Genomic DNA, 17668 nt, shown 5'->3' with positions numbered 1-17668 from the left:
CCTGCCCCACCGGCGGATGGCGGTCAGGCGCGGGTGAAGATGAGGGTCAGGTGGCGGACCGCCGGGTCCCTGGCCGAGCGCAGGCCGGCCACCACCGGGTCCGACCGGTCGTCGACGACGAGCTCGACCGTGCTCGGCAGCAGCACCGGCTTGGCGAACGACACGTGGGACGTGCCCGGCCCGGTGGCCCCGGGCCCGAGGGCCGCAAGGGTCCGCGCGGCCGTCCACATGCCGTGGGCGATGGCGCGGGACAAGCCCATCGCCCGCGCCGTGAGCGGGTGCAGGTGGATCGGGTTCACGTCGCCGGACACGGCGGCATACGCGCGCCCCTGCCCCTCCGGGACGCGCAGCACGACGGCCGGGCGGCGCTCGGGGAGCTCGGCGGCAGGCGCCGGCTCGGCGCCGGGCCCGACCGTCTCGCCACCGCCGGCACCGCGGCGAAGGTAGGTGCTGCGGCCCTCCCAGACGCGCTCGCCCTCCACGTCCACCTCCGTGACGAGGTCGACGAGACGTCCCTTGGGGTGGCGCCGCAGGCCCTCGGCGCGGACGGCGAGGTCGAGCCTGTCGTCGGCCGTGAGCCGGCGGTGGACGGTGATGGTGTTCTCGAGGTGGACCAGCCCCGGGAGCGCCAGGGGGAAGGAGCGGTCGGCCATGAGGGCCACCTGGAGCGGGAAGCCGAGCACGTGCGGGTACGTGTGCGGCAGGTCGTCGGACCCGCCGAACGCGCACACCCGCTGGTACGCCAGCAGGTGGTCACGGTCGACGACCACGCCCTCGCGACGCACCACGGTCGACGGCAGGTCTCCCCCGCGCCCGCGAGCGGTCAGGGCCGCTTTCGCGAACAGCGTTGCGAGAGAGGGCGACTCGCGCAGGGTCACGTCGGCCACGTCAGGCCCCCAGCAGGCTCTGGCCGCAGACGCGGACGACGTTCCCGGTGACGCCGGCGTTGGCGTCCTGGCTGAACCACGCGATCGTCTCCGCGACGTCGACGGGCAGCCCGCCCTGGCTGAGCGAGTTGAGCAGCCGCCCGACCTCACGGGTCGCGAACGGCACGTTGGCCGTCATCTCGGTCTCGATGAAGCCGGGTGCGACCGCGTTGACGGTGATGCCGCGCCGGCGCAGGCCGTCGTCCGCGGACAGGGCGTCGACGAGGCCGATGACACCCGCCTTGGAGGCCGCGTAGTTGGTCTGGCCGCGGTTGCCCGCGATGCCGGCGATCGAGGAGACGAGGACGACGTGTCCCCCCTCGCGGATGCCGTCGTCGCCGAGCAGGACCTCGTTCATCCGCAGGACGGAGCCGAGGTTCACGTCGAGCACCGACGCCCAGCGCGACCCGTCCATGTTGGCCAGCAGCTTGTCGCGGGTGATCCCCGCGTTGTGCACGACGATGTCGAGACCACCGTGGCGGCCGGTCGCGTGGTCGAGGATGCGACGGCCCGCGTCCTCGCTCGTCACGTCGACCTGCAGGGCGGTGCCGCCCACCCGGTTCGCCGTCCGGGCCAGGGCGTCACCGGCGGCCGGCACGTCGACGCAGACCACCGTGGCGCCGTCCCGGGCCAGGACGTCCGCGATGGACGCCCCGATGCCGCGGGCCGCACCGGTGACGACGGCGACCTTGCCCGCGAGCGGGGCGCGCCAGTCCTCCGGCTCCGTCGGGGCACCGGCACCGACGCGGACCACTTGCCCGTCGACGTATGCCGAGCGGCCGGACAGCAGGAACCGGATCGTCGCGTCCGCGTTGGCGTCCGCGTCGTCGGCCACGAGGACGAGGTTGGCGGTGGCCCCCGCGCGCAGCTCCTTGCCGATCGAGCGGGTGATCCCCTCCAGGGCCCGGCGCGCCGCCGACTGGGCGAACCCGGCAGCCTCCTCGGGCAGCCGACCGACGACGACCATCCGGCCGCTGGGCTGCAGGCCCTTGAGGGCCGGGGCGACGAGGGCACGCAGCGCCTCGAGGTCCGAGGGGGTCTCGACCGCCGTCAGGTCGGCGACGACGGCGCCCACGCGGTGCCCCGCCGCCACCTCGTCCACGGCCTCGACGCCCTCCGCCGACAGCAGCGACCGCACCCGCGCGGCCACGGGTGCCTCACCGTGCCCGCCGACGAGCACGGGCCCGTCGACGAGGGGCGCGTCGGCGGCATACCGGCGCAGGCGCACCGGGCGGGGCAGCCCGAGCTGGGCGGCGAGCTTCTTCCCGACCGGGTTCCGCACGAACCCCGCGTACGCACCGGGCATGTCAGGCCGCCTCGAGGATCGCCATGACGCCCTGGCCGCCCGCGGCACAGATCGAGATGAGGCCCCGCGCGCCGGGACCCTTTTCGTGCAACGCCTTTGCGAGCGAGGCGACGATCCGGCCACCGGTCGCCGCGAACGGGTGACCCGCCGCGAGGGAGGAGCCGTTGACGTTGAGGCGCGACCGGTCGAGCTCGCCGATCGGAGCGTCGAGGCCGAGCCGGTCGCGGCAGAACTGCTCGCTCTCCCAGGCGGCCAGCGTCGTCAGGACGGTGGCGGCGAAGGCCTCGTGGATCTCGACGAGGTCGAAGTCCTGGAGCTTCATCCCCTGCCGGGCGAGCAGCGTCGGGAGGGCGTAGGCCGGCGCCATGAGCAGGCCCTCGTGGCCCGTGACGTAGTCGACGGCGGCCGTCTGGGCGTCGACGACGTGGGCCAGCACCGGTAGCCCGCGCTCGGCCGCCCACTCGTCGCTGCCCAGCAGCACGACGGACGCGCCGTCGGTGAGGGGCGTCGAGTTGCCCGCGGTCATGGTGGCGTCCGGCCCCTTGCCGAAGACCGGCTTGAGCCCGGCGAGCTTCTCGACCGTGGAGTCGGCCCGCAGGTTCTGGTCGCGGGTCAGCCCGTGGAACGGCGTCATCAGGTCGTCGAAGAAGCCGCGCTCGTAGGCGGCTGCGAGGTTGCGGTGCGACGCCGCGGCGAGCTCGTCCTGCGCCTCGCGGGTGATGCCCCACTGCGCGGCCGTCTGGGCCATGTGCTCGCCCATCGACAGGCCCGTGCGCGGCTCGACGTTCTGCGGGACCGACGGCACGAGGTGCCCGGGGCGCAGGCCGGCGAGGGCCTTGGCCCGCTGCGCGGGGGTCTTGGCCCTGTTGGCGGCCAGCAGCGTCTGGCGCAGGCCCTCGCTGACGGCGATCGGTGCGTCGGACGCCGTGTCCGTGCCCCCGGCGATGCCCGAGTCGACCTGCCCGAGCGCGATCTTGTTGGCGACGAGGACCGCCGCCTCCAGGCCGGTGCCACACGCCTGCTGCACGTCGTAGGCCGGCGTGGTCGGGGCGAGGCTCGAGCCGAGCACCGACTCGCGGGTGAGGTTGAAGTCGCGGCTGTGCTTGAGCACCGCACCGGCGGCGACTTCGCCGACCTGCTCCCCCGCCAGGCCGTGCCGCGCGACGAGGCCCTCGAGGGCGGCGGTGAGCATGTCCTGGTTCGAGGCGCGGGCGTAGGCGCCGTTGGCTCGGGCGAACGGGATGCGGTTGCCACCGATGACGGCGGCGCGGCGCGGGCTGCTGGAGGCGGCCACGGGTACTCCTCGGAGGTCGACGACGGGCACCGGCGACGGTGTCCAGGTAACTGGTACCGACGGTAGCAGGTACGCCGGGTACCTGCTACCGTTCCCGGAATGAGCACCTCCACGGACGGGCGCAGCACCCGCTGGGACGCCCACCGGGCCGCCCGGCGGCGCGAGCTCGTCGAGGCGACGCTGCGTGCCATCCGGGCACACGGCGCCGGGGTCGGCATGGACGAGATCGCCGCGACGGCCGGCACGTCCAAGACCGTCGTCTACCGCCACTTCACCGACCGCCAGGGTCTGTATGCCGCGGTGTGCGAGAGCGTCGACGCCCTCATCCTGCGCGACCTCGAGCGCGCCCTGGGCGCCACGAGCGGCGAGGACCTGGGCGCCGTCGACGCCTCGCCGCGCGCACTGATCGCAGCCGCGATCGACTCGTACCTGCGGCTCGTGGAGCGGGACCCGGAGGTCTACCGATTCGTCGTCACCGCTCCCCTGCTCGACACCCCCGCCGGTGGCGACCCCGCCGGCCCGGTGACCAGCCACATCGCGGCGCGGCTGGCGACCGTCGTCGCCGAGGCGCTGCGAGCCTCCGGCCGCGACGGCCGAGCCGCAGCCGTCTGGGCCGCCGGCCTCGTCGGCATGGTCCGCGCCGCCGCCGACCAGTGGCTGACCAGCCCGGACTCGATGCCGCGGGACGAGCTCACCGACCACCTGACCGACCTCGCCTGGAGCGGGCTGGCGTCCGCCTGGACCTCGCAGGAGCAACGATGACCGACCTCACGACCGAGCTGCGCCGCGTCCTCGACGGACGGTGGGCCGCGATCAGGCAGGAGCTGCGCGACGACCCGGACCCCGAGCGGTTCGCCCCGCCGCGCGAGGAGCTGACGATGGAGCAGTACCGCGCCCGGGTGGCCGAGCAGGTGCGGCACATCGCCGCCACGGGCCACCCCGCCCGCGGCTTCCCCAAGGAGTCGGGGGGCAACGGCGACCTCGGCGGCTCGGTCACCGCGTTCGAGATGCTCGGCCACGCCGACCTCTCGACGATGGTCAAGGCGGGCGTCCACTGGGGCCTGTTCGGCGGCGCGGTGGCGAACCTCGGCACCGAGCGGCACCACACGGCATACCTGCCCTCGATCATCGACGGCACGCTGCCCGGCTGCTTCGCGATGACGGAGACCGGCCACGGGTCCGACGTCCAGTCGCTCGGGACCACGGCCACCTACGACCCCGACACCGACGAGCTCGTGGTGCACACGCCGACGCCTGCCGCGCGCAAGGACTACATCGGCGGCGCCGCGCGGGACGGCCGCATGGCCGCGGTCTTCGCCCAGCTGGTCACCGGTGGGGAGACCCACGGCGTGCACTGCGTGCTGGTGCCGATCCGCGACGAGTCCGGCGCGCCGCTGCCCGGCGTCAGCATCGGCGACTGCGGCGCCAAGGCGGGACTGGCGGGCGTCGACAACGGCCGGCTGACGTTCGACCACGTGCGGGTGCCGCGCACCAACCTCCTCGACCGGTACGGCCACGTCGACGAGCACGGGACCTACACCTCCCCCATCGCCAACCAGACCCGGCGCTTCTTCACGATGCTCGGCACCCTCGTGCGCGGGCGGATCAGCGTCGCCGGGGCGGCCGGCGCCGCCACCCGCACCGCGCTGGCCCTCGCGGTGGCGTATGCCGGGGAGCGTCGCCAGTTCGGGCCGCCGCAGACCGACGAGGAGGTGCTGCTGCTCGACTACCGGACCCACCAGCGCAAGCTGCTGCCCGCACTGGCGAAGTCGTACGCGCTCCAGCTCGCCCAGAACGACCTCGTGTCGTTCATGCACGACGTGCAGACGGCCGGCGACGCCGTCGACGAGCTCGACCAGCGCCAGCTCGAGGCCCGCGCCGCCGGGCTCAAGGCGGTGTCGACGGCCCACGCCACCGCCACCATCCAGGTGTGCCGCGAGGCCTGCGGTGGCGCGGGGTACCTCGCCGTCAACCGGCTCCCGGGCCTCAAGGCCGACACCGACGTGTTCACGACCTTCGAGGGTGACAACACGGTCCTGCTGCAGCTCGTCGCCAAGGGCCTGCTCACCGACTACCGCGACGCGTTCGGCGACCTCGACACCCTCGGCATGGTCCGGTTCGGCGCGCGCCAGTTCGCCGGCGTCGTCCTGGAGCGCACGGCGGCTCGCGGTCTGGTGCAGCGGCTCGTGGCCGCCGCCCCGGGGCGCGACAGCGAGAAGGGCCCGACCGACCGCGGCTGGCAGCTCGCCCTCGTCGAGGACCGTGAGCGCCACCTGCTGGAGACCCTGGCCCTGCGGCTGCGCAAGGCCTCGAAGCCCGGGGCGGACCTGTTCGCGGTCTTCAACGACTGCCAGGACCACGTCGTGGAGGCGGCCCGGGCGCACGTCGACCGGCTGGTGCTGGAGTCGTTCGTCGCCGCCATCGACCGCTGCGAGGACGCCGCCGCGGCGTCGATGCTCGGCTCGGTCTGCGACCTCTACGCGCTGTCGACGATCGAGGCCGACAAGGGCTGGTACCTCGAGCACGGCCGGATCACCCCGGCGCGCAGCAAGCAGGTCACGGCCGCGGTCAACGACCTGTGCGCCCAGCTGCGCCCGCACGCCCAGACGCTCGTGGACGCGTTCGGCATCCCCCCGACCTGGCTGGCCACCGAGCTCACCCAGACCGCCTGACCGGACCGGGCAGCCTGCCGGTCCGCCTGAGCAGGCCGGTCAGGCGTCGGGACGCAGGAGGGTCCGGCCGTCGTCGGTGACCGCCCAGAACGGGTTGTGCGCGACCTCCCACGGGTGCCCGTCGGGGTCGACGAACACGCCCGAGTAGCCGCCCCAGGAGGTCTCCGCCCCCGCGCGCCCGATGGCGCCGCCGGCCGCTGCCGCCTCGGCGAGCGTGGCGTCGACCTCCTCCGGTGAGCGCAGGTTGAGCGCCAGGGTCACGCCGCCCCAGCCCCCGCCGTCCTCGACGGCCGAGTCGGCGGCAAGCTCCTCCCGCGACCACAGCGCCACGACCATGCCGCCGCACTGGAAGAACACGACGTCCTCGTTGTCGTCACCGCGGCGCCAGCCCAGCGCCTCGTAGAACGCGCGGGCGCGCCCGAGGTCGCGGACCCCGAGCGTCACCAGCGAGACGCGTTGCTCCACGTGCGGCTTCTCCCCTCAGCCCGGGCTGCCGTCACCGGGCTCGAGACCTCAGGCCTGCCACCACGGCCGCAGCGGGAGGCCCGCGTCGCCCTTGGCGCCGAGCTTGACCGCCAGCACCTGGTGCAGCTGCACGACGTTGCGGTCGAAGCCCAGCCGCGACCCGGCCATGTACAGGCCCCACACGCGAGCGGTGGCCTCGCCGACGTCGGCGACGCACTCGTCCCAGTTCTGCTCCAGGTAGGCGCACCACCCGGCGAGCGTCTTCGCGTAGTGCTCGCGCAGGTTCTCCTCGTGCCGCACCTCCATCCCGATGTCCTGGATGGCGGCGATGATCGTGCCGGAGCCGGTGAGCTCGCCGTCGGGGAACACGTACCGGTCGATGAAGGCGCCGGTCGACGTCCGCTTGTTGTCGGGCCGGGTGATGCAGTGGTTGAGCAGCAGGCCGCCCGGGCGCAGCTTCGACTCGATGAACCGGAAGTACGACGGGTAGTTCTTGACGCCGATGTGCTCGGTGAGGCCGATCGAGGACACCGCGTCGAACCCGGTCTCGGCGATGTCGCGGTAGTCGCTGAAGCGCACCTCGGCCAGGTCCTGCAGGCCCTCGCGGCGGATCGCCTCCTGCGCCCACTGCGCCTGCTCGCGCGACAGGGTGGCGCCGATGACGCGCACGCCGCGCCGTGCGGCATACCGGACCATCCCGCCCCAGCCACAGCCGATGTCGAGGAGGCGGTCGCCCTCCTTGAGCCGGAGCTTGTCGAAGACGAGGCGGTACTTGTTCTCCTGCGCCTCCTCCAGCGTCGCGTCCTCGGTCGGGAAGCAGGCGCAGGTGTAGGTCATCGACGGCCCGAGGACCATCTCGTAGAACCGGTTGGAGACGTCGTAGTGGTGGTGGATCGCCTCGGCGTCGCGGGTCTTGCTGTGCCGCAGGCCTTCTGCGACACGGCGCCAATGCGGCAGCGCCTCCTGCGGCGGGGGCGGCGGCGGCTTGAGCAGGTCGACGCCGAGCGAGCGCGCGATCGTGGCGGCCATCCGCGGCGACGGCAGGGAGAAGTGCAGGTCGCCCATCGCGGCGAGCAGCGGGTACGGGTCGCCGGGGTGGACGCCGCGCAGGTCGAGGTCGCCCGCGACGTACGCGCGCGCCATGCCGAGGTCGCCGGGCGCCGTCGCGATGTAGCTCGCGCCGCGCGGGGTCCTAAGGTGCAGCCCGTAGGGCGCGTCCTCGGGCCCGGTGGCCGAGCCGTCGTATGCCGTGAAGCGCAGCGGGACCTCACCGCGGGTGACCGCGTCGAGGATCTGCGCCATGGAGAGGCGCTCCGCCGTACCGGTGTCGTGCCGGTTGGTCTTGAGGATCGTCACTTGCGTCGCACCGCCTTGGAGTAGAGGTCGAGGAGCCGGGAGTCGGGGTCGTAGCGCTGTTTCACACCCCCGTAGTCGTCACCGCCGTAGAGCCGCCAGAAGGTCTCCTCGTCGTAGTACGCGTCGGAGTACAGCGACTTGTGCCCGTCGAGGCGGGTGACCTCGTCCTCGACCAGGCGGTTCGTGTGTCCGGGGTCGGACGGGTCGCGCGGGACCGTGGACCAGAAGCCGACGTTGACGTAGAGCTCGCCGGGCTGGAGCGGGTACAGGGGCCAGCTGCCCCTGGTCTGCACGGGGCAGAGCCAGATGGGCTCGATCGGCACCTCGCGCAGGAACCAGTGGAGGAACTCGGCCGTGCGGCCCAGCGGCACCTCGACGTCCTGGACCACCCGCTCGCGCGGCGGGCGACCCTTGCGAGCCTCGAGCCGGTCGGCGATCTCGTAGCGGTGGTCGAGCGCGATCAGCTTCCAGTAGAACGAGCTCCGGCGGTAGCGCCGCGGCCAGATGCGCCGGATCCGCGGGTCCTGCGCGCCGAAGGCCCGGCTGCACCAGAACCAGTCGGTGTCCCACCGCCAGAGGTAGTCGTACGTCGTGAGCCGGTCGACCTTGGGCACCGGCGAGTCGTGCTGGATCGAGCGGTAGTAGACCTGCTGGCCCGTGTAGTCGCTCACCGGCCCCGGTGCGGCGGTGCGCCGGCCCAGGGTCAGGTAGGCCTCGGTCGCGGTGAAGACGACCCCGTCGAGGTAGTCGACGACGAACCCGCCGTGCTCGCCGCTCGCGGCGATGTCGCCGATCGTCGCCACGAGGGTCTCGAGGTCGTGGAACCGCACGTGCCGCAGCTCGACCCACGGCTCGACCGGCTCGAGCTCGATCCGCAGCCGGGTCGCGTAGCCGAGGGTTCCGTAGGAGTTCGGGAAGGCGTGGAACAGGTCTGCGTGCTCGCCCTCGGGACGGGCGGTGACGACCTCGCCGGCGCCGGTGAGCACGTCCATCTCGAGGACCGACTCGTGCGGCAGGCCGGAGCGGAAGGACGTCGACTCGATGCCGAGGCCGGTGACCGCCCCACCGAGGGTGATCGTCTTGAGCTGCGGCACCACGAGCGGGACGAGGCCGTGCGGCAGCGTGGCGTCGACGAGGTCCTCGTAGGTGCACATGCCCTGCACGTCGGCCGTCCGTGCGACGGGGTCGATCCCGATGACGCCGCCGAGCCCGCTCACGTCCAGGCCGGGGGCCGAGGTGGCCGCCCTGGCGCGGAAGAGGTTCGAGGTCTTCTTGGCCAGCCGCACCGGCGCACCCGGCGGGATGGCGCGGTAGCTGGCGAGCAGCCGCTCGACCGCGCGGTCGTGGGCTGCGCGGGGGTCGTGCGCGTCCCGGGCGTGCTGCCCCTGCCCCACCTCGACGTCCGAACCCACGGGCCGACCCTATGCCGTCCTCTCGGCGGTCGTCACGCGGGTTCCCCTGTGCCACTGGACACGTCGGCCGCGTGGCCGGACTCGTCGTCCATGTCATCCGCCTCGCCCACGACCGCGGGGTCGCCGACCGAGACCGTGCCGGGACGGCGCACCGCGGCATACACACCGGGGCAGCTGCCGGCCGGCCCGGTGACCTCCAGCACGACGGTGCCCACGCGCAGGACTCCCCCGACGGCGGCCGAGAGCTCCTCCGGCGGCATCGTCACCACGAGGTTGGCCCGGGCGCCGGTCGTGTCGTCGGCGGAGAGCACCATGACCGCGGCCTTCTTGGGCCGGTCGCCGTGCAGGCCCCCGGACCCGACCTCGACCGTCGACAGCTCCTGCCCGGGCTCCCCCTTGGCGGGGTACACGTGGATCGTGGTCACGGTCGCGCCGGTTGCCTGCTCCACCCTTCGATCGTATGCCGGGCGGCCGGCCCGCGCGGGTCAGCGCGGCGCCGCGAGCCGCAGGCTCAGCCCGTCGCCGGCGCCCTGCACGAGCAGGCGCGGGACCGGCACGGGCGCGGCGCCCCCGGGCGGAGCGGGCGCGGCGGGGCGGGACGGGTGGACGATGCTGCGGTGGTCGCGGTGCTGGGTCATGGTGGTTCCCCTCCTGCTCCCACGGCACCACGGGGGCGCCTCGGGCGGGACCCCAGAAACGCGCAGACCCACCTCCGTCGGGAGATGGGTCCGGGTGTCGTGCGGGTGGTGGACGTGAAGGGACTCGAACCCCTGGCCTCTCGCGTGTGAAGCGAACGCTCTAACCAACTGAGCTACACGTCCAGCGCCCTTGCGGGCTCGCCGAAGAATAGCCGCACCCGCGCCCCGAGGTGAAATCCGGGTCCCGCTCCCGGGTCAGCCGAGGCCCGGCAGGCGGGTCAGGCGCTCCTCGATGAGGTCGGGGAAGAACCCGGGCACCCCGGAGAGCAGGAACAGCCCGTAGAAGATCGCCAGCACGAGCACCAGCGTGGCCAGACCGACGAGGCCCTTGAACCACCACGGCTTTGGCGCCAGCCAGGCGTTCCAGTCGTCGAGCCGGGCGCGCCCCCAGTGCAGCAGGCGCTGCGCCCACTCGAACTCCGAGGCCAGGATCCCGACGCCGACGAAGACGATGAGCCAGCCCGGCCCCGGCGCCGGCACCGCGATGAGCCCACCGAGGGTGACCAGCGTGCCGACGATCCCGACGACCCAGCGGTAGATGCGGTAGCTGTGCGGGTTGGACCGGATGCGACGGCGCCACGCCCAGTCGTCGTCGTCCTCCTGCTCCGTGCCCTCGCGCTCGCCCGGCTCGAGCTGCGACGGCGGCTGCTGGCCGGTCGACGAGGGCTGCTGGCCGGTCACGGGTCGACCCGCTCGGCGGACAGCCGTGCGAAGACGGCTGCGGCTCGCGCTGTCACCGGCCCCGGTTCGAGGGACCGGTCGTCGACGGCGTGGACGGCCAGGACGTCCTTGGTCGAGCTGGTGATGAAGACCTCGTCGGCGTCGCGGAGCACCTCCAGCGGCAGGGTCTGCTCGCGGACGTCCATGCCGTCCTCCCGGCACCACTCGATGGCGACCTCGCGGGTGATGCCGGCCAGGCAGCCCGACTCCAGCGGCGGGGTCATGACGACCCCGTCGACGACGACGAAGACGTTGGACCCGGTGCACTCGCACAGCTCGCCCCGGGTGTTGCCGAAGACCGCCTCGATCGCGCCGCGCTCCTTGGCGTACGCGAGTGCGACGACGTTCTCGGCATACGAGGTCGTCTTGAGGCCGGCGACGGCGGACCGCTCGTTGCGGACCCACGGCACCACGGCGACCGCCGCGCTGGCCGGCGGTCGCGGCTGCGCGCCGGCGGTGACGATGTAGGTCAGCGGGCTGGAGTCGCGGTCGGAGCCGAGCGGCCCCGCTCCCCCGGTCACCGAGTAGCGCAGGCGGCCGAAGTCGATCTGCGGGCCGGAGCCCAGGACTGCCTCGACCCCTTCGGCGATGTGGTCGTGGTCGGCCGGCGGCAGCCCGAGCCCCGCCAGCGTGCGGTCGAGCCGTCGCGCGTGCCGGGTGGCCGCGAAGACCTGCCCCCGGTCGATCTTGGCCGTCTCGAACCCCCCGTCGCCGACCGTCACCCCGTGGTCGAGCGCCGCGATCGACGGCTCGTCGACGCCGGTCAGCCTGCCGTTGACCCACACCCTCGGCTCGTTGCTCATGCCTCCACCCTTCCAGACGCCAGCCCCACCAGCCGTCGGGACTTCACCTGGGTCTCCACCCATTCCTGCTCGGGGTCCGACCCCCAGGTGATGCCCGCACCGGCCCCGAACCGCAGCCACCGTCCACCGGCCGCGTCCCGGTCTGCCCAGAACGACCGGATGCCGACCGCGAGTTCCGCCTGCCCGGTGTCGCCGTCGACCCAGCCGACGGCGCCGCAGTACGGGCCGCGCACCGTGGGTTCGAGGTCGGCGATGGCCTGGAGGGCGGTGTGCTTCGGCGCACCGGACACCGAGCCCGGGGGGAACGTCGCGGCCAGGACGTCACCCCACCCCACGCCCGGCCGCAGCTCGCCGCTCACGGCCGACACGAGGTGCACGAGGCCGGGGTGCTCCTCGGGGCGGCAGAGCGCGTCGACCCGGACGGTGCCCTCGCGGCAGACGTGCGACAGGTCGTTGCGGACGAGGTCGACGATCATGACGTTCTCGGCGAAGTCCTTGGGCAGCATCGCCTCGAGCGTGACGGCGGTGCCCTTGATGGGGCGCGACTCCAGCCGGTCGCCGTCGCGCAGGAGGTACGCCTCGGGGCTGGCGCAGACGACGTCGAGCCCGGCGCCGGGAACGTGCACGCGCCCGGCGTGCGGGGCCGGGTTGCCCCGCGCGAGCAGCTGCGCGAGCCCGTCGAGGTCCGCCTCCTCCGGCAGCCGGTGGGACAGCACGCGGCAGAGGTTGACCTGGTAGACCGTCCCGGCCGCGATCCGCTCCCGCACTTCCCGCACGCCGTCGAGGTATGCCGCGTGGTCCAGGCTCGTGCCCCACTCCCGGTCCAGCGGCGACCACGGGACAGGGTCGGCCGGCTCGGCGTCGCGGTCGACCTCGGCGAAGCGCACGGCGGTGACGTCGCCCTCGAAGGTGACGACGAGCGCCCAGAACCCGCTGTCGAGGCGCGACACGTCCCGCCGGACCTCGACGGGCCGGGTGGCCAGCAGCGACCCGAACCGGGCGTGCCCCGACGCTGGCGCCTCCACGTCGGCGATCCTAGGGCGACCTACACTCGGCGCCCATGCGCCCCTTGCTGACCGGCACGGCGACGGCCCTGTGCCTGCTCCTGGCCGCGGGGTGCTCGACGGCCGACGGCCCGGCCGCCGGGGGTCCGGGCACGGGCGGCGCGTCCGGGGGCCCGAACGCGGCGACCGGGGGCCCGACCACCGCGCCGCAGGCGACCGCGACGCCGTCCCGCAGGGCCACCACCTCAACGCCCGCCCGTGGTGCAACCACTCCTGCGGCCCGGGCGGCGGGCGACCCCGGGACGCTCACGATGGCGTTCGCGGGTGACATCCACTTCGAGGACCACCTCGCGCCGCTCGCCCGCGACCCCCATGGGCTCGCCGAGCTGCGGTCGACCCTCGGCGCGGCCGACCTCTCCGTCGCGAACCTCGAGACCGCGGTCACGCAGCGGGGCACGAAGATCGGCAAGGAGTTCCACTTCCGCGCGCCCGCCTCGGCCCTCGACACCGTGGCAGGCGCAGGGGTGGACGCGGTGAGCATGGCGAACAACCACGGCGTCGACTACGGACCGGTCGGGCTGCAGGACACCCTCGCCGCCATGCGCACGAGCCCGATCCCCGTCGTGGGCATCGGCCGGGACGAGGACGAGGCGTTCGCGCCGGCAGTCCTGCGGGCCAAAGGCCTGACGGTCGCGGTGTTCGGGGTGTCGCAGGTCTACGAGATGACCCTCGCGCGGTACTCGGCGGGTCCCGGCAAGGGCGGCATCGCCTCGAGCATGCCGACGACGCGGATCCGCGCTGCGGTCGAGCGCGCCTCGCGCCGCTACGACCTCGTCGTCGTCTTCCTGCACTGGGGCACCGACTACCAGCAGTGCCCCGACCGGCTCTCCACCGACACCGCTCGCGTCCTCGAGGAGGCCGGTGCCGACATCGTCGTCGGTGGCCACTCCCACCGGGTCAACGGCGCCGGCTGGCTCGGGCGCGCCTTCGTCGACTTCGGCCTCGGCAACTTCGTCTGGTGGCGCAGCCGCGAGCCCGACTCGCGCTCGGGCGTCCTCACCCTCTCCGTCGACGTGGCGGCCGCCAGGGGCACCTCCCGCGGCGGCGCGAGCGCCGTCCGCAGCGCGACCTGGACGCCCATGCTCATCGGCACCGACGGCATACCGAGGGTGCCCGGCGCGAGGGACACCGCACGCCTGCACACGCTCTGGACGCAGGCCCGGGCGTGCACCGGCCTCTCGGCCGCCCCGGCGGAATAGGCCGACCCGGCCCTCCGTTAAGGTAGTTGAAATCGCAACTACCTAGCGAGAACAGTCAGGAGCGCGAGCACCATGCAGTTCGGCATCTTCACCGTCGGGGACGTCACGCAGGACCCCACGACCGGTCGCACGCTGAGCGAGAACGAGCGGATCAAGAACACCGTCGAGCTCGCCGTGCGCGCCGAGCAGGTGGGTCTCGACGTCTTCGCCACGGGTGAGCACCACAACCCGCCCTTCGCCGCCCCCGCCAACCCGCCGGTGCTGCTCGCGAACATCGCCGCCCGCACCTCCCGCCTCGTCCTGTCGACCGCGACGACGCTCATCACCACGAACGACCCGGTGCGCCTGGCCGAGGACTACGCCTACCTGCAGCACCTCGCCGACGGGCGCGTCGACCTCATGATGGGCCGAGGCAACACCGGCCCGGTCTACCCGTGGTTCGGCAAGGACATCCGCGACGGCATCCCGCTGGCCGTGGAGAACTACGCGCTGCTGCGGCGGCTGTGGACCGAGGAGAACGTCACCTGGTCCGGGAAGTACCGCACGCCGCTGCAGTCGTTCACCTCGACGCCGCGCCCGCTCGACGGGGTCGCGCCGTTCGTCTGGCACGGCTCGATCCGCTCTCCTGAGATCGCCGAGCAGGCCGCGTACTACGGCGACGGCTTCTTCCACAACAACATCTTCTGGCCGATGAGCCACACCAAGCAGATGGTCGCCCTCTACCGGCGCCGGTTCGAGCACTACGGGCACGGGCAGGCCGACCAGGCGATCGTCGGCCTCGGTGGGCAGGTGTTCATGCGCCCCAACAGCCAGGACGCCGTCCGCGAGTTCCGGCCGTACTTCGACAACGCCCCGGTCTACGGGCACGGGCCGTCGCTCGAGGAGTTCAGCCGCGAGACGCCGCTCACCGTGGGTTCGCCGCAGCAGGTCATCGAGCGGTATGCCGCGATGGCCGACGAGGTGGGCGACTACCAGCGCCAGCTGTTCCTCATCGACCACGCCGGGCTCCCCCACGAGACCGTGCTGGAGCAGGTGGAGATCCTCGGCACGCAGGTCGTGCCCGAGCTGCGACGGATCGCCGCGGCCCGCAAGCCGGCCCACGTGCCGGACGCCCCCACCCACGCCTCGCGCGTCGCGGCGGCCGGCGGCCCCCGTGACCTCACCGTCCACGGCGTCGACGACGTCACCGGACTCACCGCGGAAGGAGCGACCCGATGACCGCCACCACCTCGCCCCGACGGGTCGTCGTCATCCAGGCCGGCCTCGGCCAGCCGTCGTCGACGCGCCTGCTCGGCGAGCGCCTCGCCGGGGCGACCCGGGACGCGCTCCTCGAGCGCGGCGTGGAGTCGCAGGTCGAGGTCGTCGAGCTGCGCGACCACGCGCAGGCGCTGGCCTCGACGCTGCTCACCGGGTTCGCCACGGGCGACCTGCGGACCGCGCTGGACTCCGTCGCGGCGGCCGACGCCGTCATCGCGGTGACGCCGGTCTACCAGGGCTCGTTCAGCGGGCTGTTCAAGACCTTCGTCGACGTGCTCGACGACGGCTCGCTGCGCGGGACGCCGGTGCTGCTGGCCGCGACGGCCGGCACGGCCCGGCACTCCCTGGTCCTCGAGCACGCGATGCGGCCGGTGTTCACCTACCTCAAGGCGGTCACCGTGCCCACCGCGGTCTTCGCCGCCTCGGAGGACTGGGGCTCCGGCGGCACCGTCGACGGCGGCCTGGCCCGACGGGTCGAGGTGGCCGCCGGCGAGCTCGCCGACCTGGTCGCCGGGCAGTCGCGACCCCGACCGCGGCCGGACGAGTTCGCCGACCCGGTGCCGTTCGAGGAGCTGCTCCGCGGCTCCTGAGCCGCAGCAGCGGCCACGAGTCGCGGGCACACCGCCCGCGCACGGGCCACCGCACGACAGTGCGGCCGCCGCGACCCTCGGGTCGCGGCGGCTCCCGCGTGTCAGCGCCGGCAGAGCCCGAGCGCCCGCGCCTCCTCCCACAGCTCGTCGCGCACGCGCGGGTGGGCAGTGTGGTCGATGAGGGCCCGCGCCTGCGCCTGCTGGTCGCACCCGAACAGCGGAGCGACCCCGTTCTCCGTCAGCACCGCGCTCGGCTGGAAGGACGTCACCGGCTCGTCGAGCAGCGGCACGATGGTCGACACGTCGGCCCGCGGGTGCCAGCTGCGCAGCGCGATCAGCGCCTGCCCGCCGGGCGAGTGCAGCGCCCCCACGATGAAGTCGGTCTGGCCGCCGTAGCCGGAGTGGATCCGCCCGCCGACCCGGGAGGCGTTCACCTGCCCGTAGAGGTCGACCTCGAGCGCGGTGTTGATGCTGACCATGGCGGGGTTGGCGGCGATCCGCGCCGGGTCGTTGGTGCGCTCGGTGCGCAGCATCCTGATGGACCGGTTGTGGTCGACGTGGTCGTAGAGCTCGGGCGAGCCGAAGCAGAAGGAGGCCGTCACCGGGCGGTCGGGGTCGAGCGCTCCGGACTCGTGCAGGGACAGCAGCCCGTCGGAGAACATCTCGGTCCAGACCCCGAGGCGCCGCCGCGAGGTCAGCCCCGAGACGACGCAGTCCGGCACCGCGCCGATGCCCATCTGCACCGTCGCACCGTCCTCCACCCGGGCCGAGACCCGCTCCGCGACGACCCGGCTGGCCTCGTCCGGCACGGCCCGCACGGGCGTGGGCAGCGGGACGTCGACCTCCACCGCGAGGTCGACCGCCTCCACGTCCACCTCGGCGTCGCCGTAGGTGTAGGGCATGTACCGGTTCACCACCGAGACGACCAGGCCACCGCGGGCCCGGCAGGCCTCCACGGCGGCCGGGAGCACGTTCACCTCGGTGCCGAGGCTGAGCCGGCCGCCCTCGGCCGGCGCGCAGTGCACGACGACGACGTCGGGCGGCGTCACCGTGCGCAGCAGCAGCGGTGCCATCGACAACCGGCACGGCAGGTACGACAGGGCGGGGTGGTGGCGCATCCCCGGCCCGACGAAGGCCGTCTCCGCCACGACCCCGTCGCGCGCCGGCACCCCGGCGCCCGCGTTGAGCATCCAGAGCCGGTATGCCGGGAGCACCCGGTCGAGCACGTCGACCACCGTCCAGGGCGTGGCGGCGTTGCCGCTCACCACGACCCGCGGGACCCCGGGCATCGCGGCGAGGCGGCGCTCGAGCGCCGCGAGGGCGACGGTCCTCACTCGGTCGGCCGGGCCGGCCCCGTCGTGGTGGGGCGGTAGCCGCCACGCACGGGGAAGCGGCGACCGCTGATGGAGTCGGGCTCGATGCGCACGAGCCGGGGCTTGGGCCCCGCGTGCCACGGCAGCAGTGGCAGGGTCAGCACGTCGAGGATGTCGTCGACGTCGTGCACCTCGCGGGCGCGGCCCCGCACCACCACGCTCCAGGCGGTGGTGTCCTGCACGGCATACCCGTCGACCTCGAAGGCGACCCAGTGCCCGGCCGTCGTCGCGAAGAGCGTGCCCGACCCGGTGCGGAAGACGACGCTGCCGTGGTCGACGACGAAGTTGACGGGGAAGATGTCCGGCCGCCCGTCGTGGAGGACGGCCAGGCGCCCGACCGGCTGCTCGCGCAGGAGCGCCCAGCAGTCGGGCACCTCGAGGACCTCGAGCGGCGCGGCACCGGCGACGGGTTGGTTCGCGTCCATGGCTCCACGGTGCCCTGTCCGGTTCTGCCGCTTCAAGGCCCAAAGTCCCTGTCCCCAAGCCACCCCCGACCAGACCCTTGAAGGGCTGGGGCGACCGCCCCCCACTGT

18 protein-coding genes and 1 tRNA gene are annotated in these 17668 nt (G+C 73.7%); 5 read left to right on the top strand and 14 right to left on the bottom strand.

All coding sequences use genetic code 11. The annotated features are described in order from the left end of the window. Positions 1 to 23: 23 nt before the first annotated feature. Genes J2X64_RS16240 through J2X64_RS16230 form a run of 3 tightly spaced genes read right to left on the bottom strand, consistent with a single transcriptional unit; the run spans position 24 to position 3526 of the window. Positions 24 to 887: a MaoC/PaaZ C-terminal domain-containing protein gene (locus tag J2X64_RS16240; RefSeq protein ID WP_310156753.1), complete on the bottom strand. Its 864-nt coding sequence runs from the start codon at positions 885 to 887 to the stop codon at positions 24 to 26. Between the two features lies 1 nt (position 888). Next, positions 889 to 2232, bottom strand: a complete 1344-nt coding sequence (locus J2X64_RS16235) for a 3-oxoacyl-ACP reductase (RefSeq protein WP_310156750.1) — start codon at positions 2230 to 2232, stop codon at positions 889 to 891. Position 2233: 1 nt separating this feature from the next. Beyond that, the gene (locus J2X64_RS16230; protein ID WP_310156748.1) at positions 2234 to 3526 is read right to left on the bottom strand and encodes an acetyl-CoA C-acetyltransferase; all 1293 of its coding nucleotides are present in this window, start codon (positions 3524 to 3526) and stop codon (positions 2234 to 2236) included. A 99-nt stretch (positions 3527 to 3625) separates the two neighbouring features. Here J2X64_RS16230 and J2X64_RS16225 point away from each other — a divergent pair, with 99 nt between their 5' ends. Together J2X64_RS16225 and J2X64_RS16220 are read left to right on the top strand one after the other, a co-directional pair. Continuing rightward, complete coding sequence (locus tag J2X64_RS16225) at positions 3626 to 4288, top strand: TetR family transcriptional regulator (RefSeq protein ID WP_310156746.1); 663 nt, start codon at positions 3626 to 3628, stop codon at positions 4286 to 4288. Further along, on the top strand, positions 4285 to 6198 hold the full coding sequence (locus J2X64_RS16220) for an acyl-CoA dehydrogenase (RefSeq protein WP_310156745.1): 1914 nt from the start codon (positions 4285 to 4287) through the stop codon (positions 6196 to 6198). The genes J2X64_RS16225 and J2X64_RS16220 overlap by 4 nt, the downstream gene beginning before the upstream one ends. A 39-nt stretch (positions 6199 to 6237) precedes the next feature. Here the strand turns inward: J2X64_RS16220 and J2X64_RS16215 are convergent, their stop codons facing one another. The 9 genes from J2X64_RS16215 to J2X64_RS16175 form a co-directional block, all read right to left on the bottom strand. Beyond that, complete coding sequence (locus J2X64_RS16215) at positions 6238 to 6663, bottom strand: VOC family protein (RefSeq protein WP_310156743.1); 426 nt, start codon at positions 6661 to 6663, stop codon at positions 6238 to 6240. Positions 6664 to 6711: 48 nt separating this feature from the next. After that, positions 6712 to 8019, bottom strand: coding sequence for a cyclopropane-fatty-acyl-phospholipid synthase family protein (locus J2X64_RS16210; protein ID WP_310156741.1), 1308 nt, complete (start codon positions 8017 to 8019; stop codon positions 6712 to 6714). After that, positions 8016 to 9431, bottom strand: a complete 1416-nt coding sequence (locus J2X64_RS16205; RefSeq protein ID WP_310156739.1) for an FAD-binding oxidoreductase — start codon at positions 9429 to 9431, stop codon at positions 8016 to 8018. The genes J2X64_RS16210 and J2X64_RS16205 overlap by 4 nt, the downstream gene beginning before the upstream one ends. A gap of 32 nt (positions 9432 to 9463) precedes the next feature. Next, positions 9464 to 9880, bottom strand: a complete 417-nt coding sequence (locus J2X64_RS16200) for a hypothetical protein (protein WP_310156737.1) — start codon at positions 9878 to 9880, stop codon at positions 9464 to 9466. Positions 9881 to 9916: 36 nt separating this feature from the next. Beyond that, on the bottom strand, positions 9917 to 10069 hold the full coding sequence (locus tag J2X64_RS16195; protein ID WP_310156735.1) for a hypothetical protein: 153 nt from the start codon (positions 10067 to 10069) through the stop codon (positions 9917 to 9919). A gap of 106 nt (positions 10070 to 10175) precedes the next feature. Continuing rightward, positions 10176 to 10252 (bottom strand) — tRNA-Val (locus J2X64_RS16190). A 72-nt stretch (positions 10253 to 10324) separates the two neighbouring features. Continuing rightward, the gene (locus J2X64_RS16185) at positions 10325 to 10810 is read right to left on the bottom strand and encodes a TIGR02611 family protein (RefSeq protein WP_310156733.1); all 486 of its coding nucleotides are present in this window, start codon (positions 10808 to 10810) and stop codon (positions 10325 to 10327) included. After that, the gene (locus J2X64_RS16180; protein WP_310156731.1) at positions 10807 to 11652 is read right to left on the bottom strand and encodes an aminotransferase class IV; all 846 of its coding nucleotides are present in this window, start codon (positions 11650 to 11652) and stop codon (positions 10807 to 10809) included. Before J2X64_RS16180 ends, J2X64_RS16185 begins: the two co-directional genes overlap by 4 nt. Then, positions 11649 to 12677, bottom strand: a complete 1029-nt coding sequence (locus tag J2X64_RS16175) for a chorismate-binding protein (protein WP_310156729.1) — start codon at positions 12675 to 12677, stop codon at positions 11649 to 11651. The genes J2X64_RS16180 and J2X64_RS16175 overlap by 4 nt, the downstream gene beginning before the upstream one ends. A 35-nt stretch (positions 12678 to 12712) precedes the next feature. Between J2X64_RS16175 and J2X64_RS16170 the strand changes: the two genes are divergently transcribed. From J2X64_RS16170 to J2X64_RS16160, 3 genes are all read left to right on the top strand, one after another. After that, the gene (locus J2X64_RS16170; RefSeq protein WP_310156727.1) at positions 12713 to 13915 is read left to right on the top strand and encodes a CapA family protein; all 1203 of its coding nucleotides are present in this window, start codon (positions 12713 to 12715) and stop codon (positions 13913 to 13915) included. 72 nt (positions 13916 to 13987) lie between these two features. After that, a complete protein-coding gene (locus J2X64_RS16165; protein WP_310156725.1) occupies positions 13988 to 15133 on the top strand; it encodes an LLM class flavin-dependent oxidoreductase in 1146 nt (381 codons plus the stop codon). After that, positions 15130 to 15762 carry an FMN reductase gene (locus tag J2X64_RS16160; RefSeq protein WP_310156724.1) on the top strand — a complete coding sequence of 211 codons (633 nt, stop codon included), beginning with the start codon at positions 15130 to 15132 and terminating at the stop codon, positions 15760 to 15762. The genes J2X64_RS16165 and J2X64_RS16160 overlap by 4 nt, the downstream gene beginning before the upstream one ends. A gap of 101 nt (positions 15763 to 15863) precedes the next feature. On the opposite strand, the gene J2X64_RS16155 is transcribed toward J2X64_RS16160, so the two are convergent. Both J2X64_RS16155 and J2X64_RS16150 read right to left on the bottom strand, forming a co-directional pair. Beyond that, positions 15864 to 17096 carry an acetyl-CoA hydrolase/transferase C-terminal domain-containing protein gene (locus J2X64_RS16155; RefSeq protein WP_310156722.1) on the bottom strand — a complete coding sequence of 411 codons (1233 nt, stop codon included), beginning with the start codon at positions 17094 to 17096 and terminating at the stop codon, positions 15864 to 15866. Further along, on the bottom strand, positions 17093 to 17560 hold the full coding sequence (locus J2X64_RS16150) for a pyridoxamine 5'-phosphate oxidase family protein (RefSeq protein WP_310156720.1): 468 nt from the start codon (positions 17558 to 17560) through the stop codon (positions 17093 to 17095). The genes J2X64_RS16155 and J2X64_RS16150 overlap by 4 nt, the downstream gene beginning before the upstream one ends. Between the last annotated feature and the right edge of the window lie 108 nt (positions 17561 to 17668).

Origin of the sequence: Phycicoccus sp. 3266 (genome assembly GCF_031456495.1) — a bacterium.
Classification (GTDB): Bacteria; Actinomycetota; Actinomycetes; order Actinomycetales; family Dermatophilaceae; genus Pedococcus.
This window is presented reverse-complemented; position numbering and strand designations above follow the sequence as displayed.